Origin of the sequence: Phenylobacterium sp., assembly GCF_044236515.1 — a bacterium.
In the GTDB taxonomy this organism is placed as follows: domain Bacteria; phylum Pseudomonadota; class Alphaproteobacteria; order Caulobacterales; family Caulobacteraceae; genus Phenylobacterium.
In genome coordinates this window covers 1-7,660 of the sequence record NZ_JBIIGK010000144.1, presented here as the reverse complement: position 1 = coordinate 7,660, position 7,660 = coordinate 1, and the positions used below count along the sequence as shown (strand labels likewise).

Annotated in this window: 8 protein-coding genes; all 8 read left to right on the top strand. The window is 69.0% G+C overall.

Translation table 11 applies throughout. The annotated features are described in order from the left end of the window. The first annotated feature begins 124 nt into the window (after positions 1–124). The gene (aroA, locus tag ACILRF_RS13025) at positions 125–1,450 is read left to right on the top strand and encodes a 3-phosphoshikimate 1-carboxyvinyltransferase (protein ID WP_395673558.1); all 1,326 of its coding nucleotides are present in this window, start codon (positions 125–127) and stop codon (positions 1,448–1,450) included. After that, on the top strand, positions 1,447–2,097 hold the full coding sequence (cmk, locus tag ACILRF_RS13020) for a (d)CMP kinase (RefSeq protein WP_395673556.1): 651 nt from the start codon (positions 1,447–1,449) through the stop codon (positions 2,095–2,097). Before aroA ends, cmk begins: the two co-directional genes overlap by 4 nt. A gap of 158 nt (positions 2,098–2,255) precedes the next feature. After that, positions 2,256–3,965, top strand: a complete 1,710-nt coding sequence (rpsA, locus tag ACILRF_RS13015) for a 30S ribosomal protein S1 (RefSeq protein ID WP_395673554.1) — start codon at positions 2,256–2,258, stop codon at positions 3,963–3,965. Between the two features lie 143 nt (positions 3,966–4,108). Beyond that, positions 4,109–4,396 (top strand): integration host factor subunit beta, encoded by a 288-nt coding sequence (locus tag ACILRF_RS13010; protein ID WP_395673552.1) that lies wholly within the window; start codon positions 4,109–4,111, stop codon positions 4,394–4,396. 11 nt (positions 4,397–4,407) lie between these two features. Beyond that, a complete protein-coding gene (gene mscL, locus ACILRF_RS13005) occupies positions 4,408–4,827 on the top strand; it encodes a large-conductance mechanosensitive channel protein MscL (protein WP_395673550.1) in 420 nt (139 codons plus the stop codon). A gap of 64 nt (positions 4,828–4,891) precedes the next feature. After that, positions 4,892–5,533, top strand: a complete 642-nt coding sequence (locus tag ACILRF_RS13000; RefSeq protein ID WP_395673548.1) for a phosphoribosylanthranilate isomerase — start codon at positions 4,892–4,894, stop codon at positions 5,531–5,533. An 8-nt stretch (positions 5,534–5,541) separates the two neighbouring features. Continuing rightward, positions 5,542–6,762 carry a tryptophan synthase subunit beta gene (gene trpB, locus ACILRF_RS12995; protein ID WP_395673546.1) on the top strand — a complete coding sequence of 407 codons (1,221 nt, stop codon included), beginning with the start codon at positions 5,542–5,544 and terminating at the stop codon, positions 6,760–6,762. Positions 6,763–6,773: 11 nt separating this feature from the next. After that, complete coding sequence (gene trpA, locus ACILRF_RS12990; RefSeq protein ID WP_395673544.1) at positions 6,774–7,610, top strand: tryptophan synthase subunit alpha; 837 nt, start codon at positions 6,774–6,776, stop codon at positions 7,608–7,610. Positions 7,611–7,660 lie beyond the last annotated feature (50 nt).

The following is a 7,660-nucleotide window of genomic DNA, read 5'->3' as shown; positions in this document are numbered from 1 at the left end:
AAGTGAGGCAGCCCTCTCAGAAGGGGTTCTTAAGGAAGCGGGCTCCCTTGCCACGCGTGAGAGCGGCTGTCAAAGCAATCCCCCTCTTGGGGATTTCAGGCGTGCGGAGGCTTCGGATTTGGGCATGACGGCGGGATTGAGCGCCCGGCGGAGCGGTCCGCTGAAGGGTGTGGTGCGGGCCCCGGGGGACAAGTCCGTCTCGCACCGCGCCCTGATCTTGGGCGCTCTCGCCGACGGGGTCACCGAGATCGAGGGACTGCTCGAAGGCGACGACGTCAAGCGCACCGCCGCCGCGATGGCCGCCTTCGGCGCCGACGTTCAGCGTCTCGGTCATGGCCGCTGGCGGGTCGAAGGCCGCGGCGGCTTCTCGGAGCCTGCCGAGGTGGTCGACTGCGGCAACGCCGGCACCGGAGTGCGGCTGATCATGGGCGCGGCCGCCGGTTTCGACCTCTGCGCCACCTTCACCGGCGATGCATCGCTGCGCGGCCGGCCGATGAACCGGGTGCTGAAGCCCCTCGGCCAGATGGGGGCGACCTGGCTGTGCCGGCAGAACGGCCGTCTGCCGCTGACTCTGAAGGGCGGCGGTCTGAAGCGGACGTCCTATCGCCTGCCCGAGCCGTCCGCCCAGGTGAAGTCGGCGGTGCTGCTGGCCGGCCTCCACGCCGACGGCGGCGCCGAGGTGATCGAGCCCGAGGCGACCCGCGACCATACCGAGCGGATGCTGCGCGGCTTCGGCGCCGAAGTCCTGGTAAGCGAGGAAGGCGCCGGTCGCCGAATCGTCCTGCCCGGCGGGCAGAAGCTGCGCGGGACACGCGTCCACGTGCCGGGAGATCCGTCCTCGGCCGCGTTCCCGTTGGTCGCCGCGCTGATCACCCCGGGTTCGGCGGTGACGGTCGAGGGGCTGCTGCTTAACCCGCTGCGTATCGGTCTGCTCGACACCCTCGGCGACATGGGCGCTGACCTGTCGGTCACCAACGTTCGCGACGAGGGCGGCGAGACGGTGGCCGACGTCACGGCCCGCTATTCCGAGCTGACCGGCGTCGAGGTGCCGCCTGAGCGGGCGCCGTCGATGATCGACGAGTACCCGATCCTCGCCGTCGCTGCCGCCTTCGCCACCGGTCGCACCGTCATGCGCGGCGTCGGCGAGATGCGGGTCAAGGAGAGCGACCGCATCGCTCTGATGGCGGCGGGCCTTGGCGCCTGCGGCGTGGAGGTCGAGGAGGAGCCGGAGACCCTGACAGTCGTCGGCCGCGGGCCCAAGGGCGGCGTTCGCGGCGGAGCGCGCGTGACGACCCACGGCGACCATCGCATCGCCATGTCGCACCTCGTGCTGGGCCTCGCCGCAGAGCAACCCGTCTCCGTCGACGAGCCCGGGATGATCGCCACCAGCTTTCCGGGCTTCGTCGGGCTCATGGCTGGCCTTGGGGCCGAGATCGAAGAGGCGGCGTGAAGCCGCCGTTCGTCATCACCGTCGACGGGCCCGCCGCCTCCGGCAAGGGCACGGTCGCCGGGCGGCTCGCCGCCGCCTATGGCCTGCCGATGCTCGACACCGGCTTGCTCTACCGAGCCGTCGGCGTGCTGGCGCAGCGCGGCGGGATCGACCTCGAGGATGCGCTGGCGAGCGCCGCGATCGCCCGCCGGCTGACCGCCGACCAGCTCGCCGATCCCGACTTCCGCACCCGCGGCGCCGGCGAGGCGGCAAGCCGCGTGGCCGTGCACCCGGACGTTCGCGCGGCGCTCAAGGACCTGCAGGTCGCCTTCGCCCGCCAGCCGGACGGGGCCGTGCTCGACGGTCGCGACCAGGGGACGGTGATCTGTCCCGAGGCGCCGGCCAAGCTCTACGTCACGGCCGCGCCGGAGGTCCGCGCCGACCGCCGCTGGAAGCAGCTGACCGCCCAGGGCGAGGCGGTGGGCTTCGCCGAAATCCTCGACGACATCCGCAAGCGTGACGAGCGGGATGGGGGCCGCGCCGCGGCGCCGATGAGGCCGGCGCCGGACGCCGTCTTGCTGGACACCTCGGAAATGACTATAGAACAGGCCGCCGATGCGGCCCGCCGCATCGTCGAGGCGGCGCGCGCCCGCTGGGAAACTTCCTAGCTAGCAAATCCAACCGCGCCTTTCCCTCGGTCGCTGCGGGCAGATTTCACCGCGCGGGTCCCCGCGCCTTCGGTTTGCAACCCCTAACCCGACGCTGGGACTCCGCCCGACGGCTCATGCCTTCGGGACCCCGCCGTCATTCGAGACGAAAGACACCTATGGCTGACGATATGAGCCTCAACCCCTCGCGCGACGACTTCGCCGCGCTGCTCGACGAGTCCCTCGGCGGGCGCGACTTCATGGAAGGCCAAGTGGTCCACGGCAAGGTCGTGGCCATCGAGAAGGACTTCGCCATTGTCGACGTCGGTCTGAAGACCGAAGGCCGCGTGCCGCTGAAGGAATTCTCCGCGCCGGGCGAAGACAAGCCCGCCCTGAAGGCCGGCGACACCGTCGAGGTGTTCCTCGAGCGCGTCGAGAACGCGATGGGCGAGGCCGTCATCAGCCGCGACAAGGCCCGTCGTGAAGAAGCCTGGACGCGCCTTGAAGCGGTGTACGAGCGCAACGAGCCGGTGATGGGCGCCATCGTCGGCCGCGTGAAGGGCGGCTTCACCGTCGACCTCGGCGGCGCCTCGGCCTTCCTGCCGGGCTCGCAGGTCGACATCCGTCCGGTCCGCGACGTCGGTCCGCTGATGGGCAAGGAACAGCCCTTCGCGATCCTCAAGATGGACCGTCCGCGCGGCAACATCGTCGTCTCGCGTCGCGCCATCTTGGAAGAAGCCCGCGCCGAACAGCGCACCGAGCTGGTCAGCCAGCTGCAAGAGGGCGAAGTCCGCGAAGGCGTGGTCAAGAACATCACCGACTACGGTGCGTTCGTGGACCTCGGCGGCATCGACGGCCTGCTGCACGTCACCGACATGAGCTGGAAGCGCGTCAATCACCCGAGCCAGGTGCTCGCCGTCGGCGACACGGTGAAGGTCCAGATCGTCAAGATCAACCCGGACACCCAGCGCATCTCGCTCGGCATGAAGCAGCTGCAGTCCGATCCGTGGGACGGCGTGGAAGCCAAGTACCCGGTCGGCGCGAAGTTCACCGGCCGCATCACCAACATCACCGACTACGGCGCCTTCGTGGAGCTGGAAGCCGGCGTTGAGGGCCTGGTGCACGTCTCCGAAATGTCCTGGACCAAGAAGAACGTCCACCCGGGCAAGATCGTGTCGACCTCGCAGGAAGTCGACGTGGTCGTCCTGGACGTCGATCCGTCCAAGCGTCGCGTGTCGCTCGGCCTGAAGCAGGCCATGGCCAATCCTTGGGACGCCTTCCTGGAAGCGCACCCGGTCGGCTCGACCGTCGAGGGCGAAGTCAAGAACGCCACCGAGTTCGGCCTGTTCATCGGCCTCGACAACGACATCGACGGCATGGTGCACCTGTCGGATCTCGACTGGGCCGTGTCGGGCGAAGAAGCCATCGCCAAGTACAACAAGGGCGATGTGGTGAAGGCCCGCGTTCTTGACGTCGACATCGAGAAGGAGCGCATCTCGCTCGGCATCAAGCAGCTCGCCGGCGACCCGATGCAGGGCGACAGCTTCCGCAAGGGCCAGACCGTCACCGTCCAGGTGACCGAGGTCACCAGCGGCGGCATCGAAGTCCGCTTCGGTGAAGACGACGCCCCGATGACGGCCTTCATCCGCAAATCGGACCTGTCGCGCGACCGCGCCGACCAGCGCCCCGAGCGCTTCGCCGTGGGCGACCGCGTCGACGCTCAGATCACCAACGTGGACAAGGCCGCGCGCCGCGTCTCGCTGTCGATCAAGTCGCTCGAAATGGCCGAGGAAAAGGAAGCCATCGAGCAGTTCGGCTCGTCGGACTCCGGCGCCTCGCTCGGCGACATCCTGGGCGCGGCTCTCCGCGAAAAGGCCCAGAAGGACTGATCGGCCTTTACGGCCGAGGTTGGCGGCGGCCCGGGCGACCGGGCCGCCGCTTTCGTTCGAGCTGCGCCGTAAACCCTCTTTCCGCCTTGAATCCAAAGGCGGAGTCTTTCATGGTCGCGCCGCTCACTCCCCTAGAAGGCCGCATGATCAAGTCCGAGCTGATCACCAAACTCGCCGAAGAGAACCCGCACCTGACCCAACGCGACATCGAGCGCGTGGTCGGCGTGGTCCTGGAGCGGATGATCGTCGCCCTGGAGAACGGCGGCCGGGTGGAGCTACGTGGCTTCGGCGCCCTGTCCGTTCGCTCGCGCGACGCCCGCGCCGGCCGCAATCCGCGCACCGGCGAGCCTGTGGACGTGCGGGCCAAGCACGTGCCGTTCTTCAAGAGCGGCAAGGAACTGCGCGAGCGACTGAACGCCGTCGACGAATAGGAGCGCTGCCGATGTCTGGCTGGGTCGGGGAATTCCGTGAGTTCATCGCCCGCGGCAACGTCGTCGACCTGGCGGTCGGGGTGATCATCGGCGCCGCCTTCAACGACATCGTCAAGGTCCTGGTCGACCAGGTCGTGATGCCGCCGATCGGGCTGCTGACCGCCGGCGTCGACTTCTCCCGGCTGATGGTCGTGCTCAAGCCGGACGATCCGGCCACCGAAGCCAGCGAACTCGTGGCGATTCAGTACGGCGCCCTCATCAACGCGGGCATCAAGTTCCTTATCGTCGCCTGGGCGGTCTTCCTGCTGGTCAAGCTGATCAACGCCCTGCGTCGGCGACAGGCCGAAGAAGGCCCGGAAGTCCCGCCCGCGCCGACCGCGCAGGAGGCCCTCCTCGGCGAAATCCGCGACCTCCTGAAAGCGCGGGGCTGACACCGACCTCCCTGGGGGCGCTTCGGCCTTGCCGATCCTGCGCCTCATCCCCTAATTCCCGGCCATGAGCGTGACGGCCAAGATCTGTGGGGTGTCGACGCCCGAGGCGGTGCGGACCAGCCTCGAAGGCGGCGCCGGATTTCTCGGCTTCGTGTTCTTCCCCAAGAGCCCGCGCAATATCGCCGCCGACGCCGCCCGCCGACTGGCCGAGCCGGCGCGGGCCCGGGCGAAGATCGTCGCCTTGCTGGTCGATCCGAGCGACGCCCAGATCGACGAGGTGGTCAAAGGCCTCGCCCCCGATCTCATCCAGCTGCATGGCGCCGAGACCCCCGCCCGGGTTCGCGAGGTCGGCCAGCGGGCTGGCGTCGGCGTGATCAAGGCCCTGCCGGTCTCCGAAGCCTCTGACCTCGCCGCCGCCGGGGCCTATGAGACCGTCGCCGAGCACTTGATGTTCGACGCCCGCCCGCCAAAGGGCGCCGTCCTGCCGGGCGGCACCGGCCACAGCTTCGACTGGACGTTGCTGGCCGGCCGGCGTTTCCAGCGGCCATGGTTCCTCGCCGGTGGCCTGGACCCGTGGAATCTATCGGAGGCGGTCCGCCGGTCCGGCGCCCCGCTGGTGGACGTTTCTTCTGGCGTGGAGCGCGGTCCCGGCCTAAAGGACCCGGCCTTGATCACGGCGTTCCTCAACGCCGCCGCACGAGCCTGATTCGGCCCTTGACCTCGCCCGCCCGCCCAAACGACTACACCGCCTATCCCGACGCCGAGGGACGCTTTGGCGATTTCGGCGGCCGCTACGTGCCCGAAACCCTGATGCCGCTGGTCCACGAGCTGACGGCGGCCTATGAGGCGGCCAAGGCGGACGAAAGTTTCCAGACCGAGCTCAGGAGCTTCCTGCGGCACTACGTCGGCCGGCCGAGCCCGCTCTATTTCGCCGAGCGGCTGACCGCCCACTACGGCGGCGCGCGCATCTACCTGAAGCGCGAGGAGCTGAACCACACCGGCTCGCACAAGATCAACAACTGCATGGGCCAGATCCTGCTGGCCCGGCGGATGGGCAAGACGCGTATCATCGCCGAGACCGGCGCCGGCCAGCACGGCGTCGCCACGGCCACTGTCTGCGCCCGCTTCGGCCTGCCCTGCGTCGTTTACATGGGCGCGGTGGACGTCGAGCGGCAGAAGCCGAACGTCTTCCGCATGAATCTGCTGGGCGCCGACGTGCGGCCGGTGACCTCGGGCTCGGCGACCCTCAAGGACGCGATGAACGAGGCGCTTCGCGACTGGGTCACCAACGTCCACGACACCTACTACCTGATCGGCACGGCGGCCGGCATGCACCCCTATCCGGCCATGGTCCGCGACTTCCAGGCGGTGATCGGCCAGGAGGTGCGCGAACAGGTGGTGGAGCTCGAAGGCCGGCTGCCCGACGCGGTTGTCGCCTGCGTCGGCGGCGGTTCGAACGCCATCGGCATTTTCCACCCCTTCCTCAACGACGCCGAGGTCAGGCTGTTCGGCGTCGAGGCGGCCGGCGAGGGCATGGACTCAGGCCGCCACGCCGCCGCCATCAACGGCGGCCGCCCCGGCGTGCTGCACGGCAACCTCACCTATCTGCTGCAGGACGACGTCGGCCAGATCGAGGAGGCGCATTCGATCTCCGCCGGTCTCGACTACCCCGGCATCGGGCCCGAGCATTCCTGGCTGCACGACGTCGGCCGCGCCACCTACCTGACCGCCACCGACGCGGAGTCGCTGGAGGCCTACATGCTGCTCTCGAAGCTGGAAGGCATCCTGCCGGCCATCGAAAGCAGCCATGCCCTGGCCCGCCTGCCGGACGTGGTGAAGGAGGTCGGCAAGGACGGCATTGTGGTGCTGAACCTCTCCGGTCGCGGCGACAAGGATGTCGCCACCGTCGCCGCTCACCTTGGCCGTCAGATCTAGGGACGCCGGATTTGACCACCGCCCGCATCGACGCCCGCTTTGCACGGCTGAAGCAGGAAGGCCGCGCCGGCTTCGTCGCCTATGTGATGGCCGGCGATCCCGACCGCGAGACGGCGCTGAAGATCCTCAAGGGTCTGCCGGCGGCCGGCGCCGACATCATCGAACTGGGCTTCCCGTTCTCCGACCCGATGGCCGAGGGGCCGCCGATCCAGCGCGCGGCCCAACGGGCGCTCGCCGCCGGCATGAACCTGAAGGGCGTGCTGGAACTGGCCGCCGAATTCCGCCGGGGCGACGCAGACACGCCGATCATCCTGATGGGCTACATGAACCCGCTGCTGAACTGGGGCTTCGCCGCCTTCGCCGCTGACGCGGCGGCGGCCGGGATCGACGGAATGATCGTCGTCGACTGCCCGCCGGAAGAGGCCGCACCCCTGGCCGACGCGCTCGACGCCAACAGTCTGTCGCTGATCCGCCTCGCCACCCCTACCAGCGACGACGCGCGCCTGGCGACCATCGTGGGGCGCACCTCCGGCTTCGTCTACTACGTCTCGGTCGCCGGGGTGACCGGGGTGAAGGAAGCCGACGCCGCCGCCGTCGCGCCGCATGTCGAGCGCGTCCGCCGCGCTTCCGGGCTGCCGGTGGCGGTCGGTTTCGGAATCAAGACTTCGGAAAGGGCTGCGGCCATAGCTAAGGTCGCCGACGCGGTCGTCGTCGGCTCCGCCCTCGTCGACGAGGTCGCCGCGGCCCGGGAGAGAAACGAAGACGTGACCCAGCGAGTTCTTTCCAAAGCTGAATCCCTGGCTAAGTCTGTGCGCTTCGCGCGCGATGGCCAATCCACGGCGGTCTAGAACCTATGGCGATGGCTGAGACCAAGAACGAAAAGCCGGCGCGTCCTGCG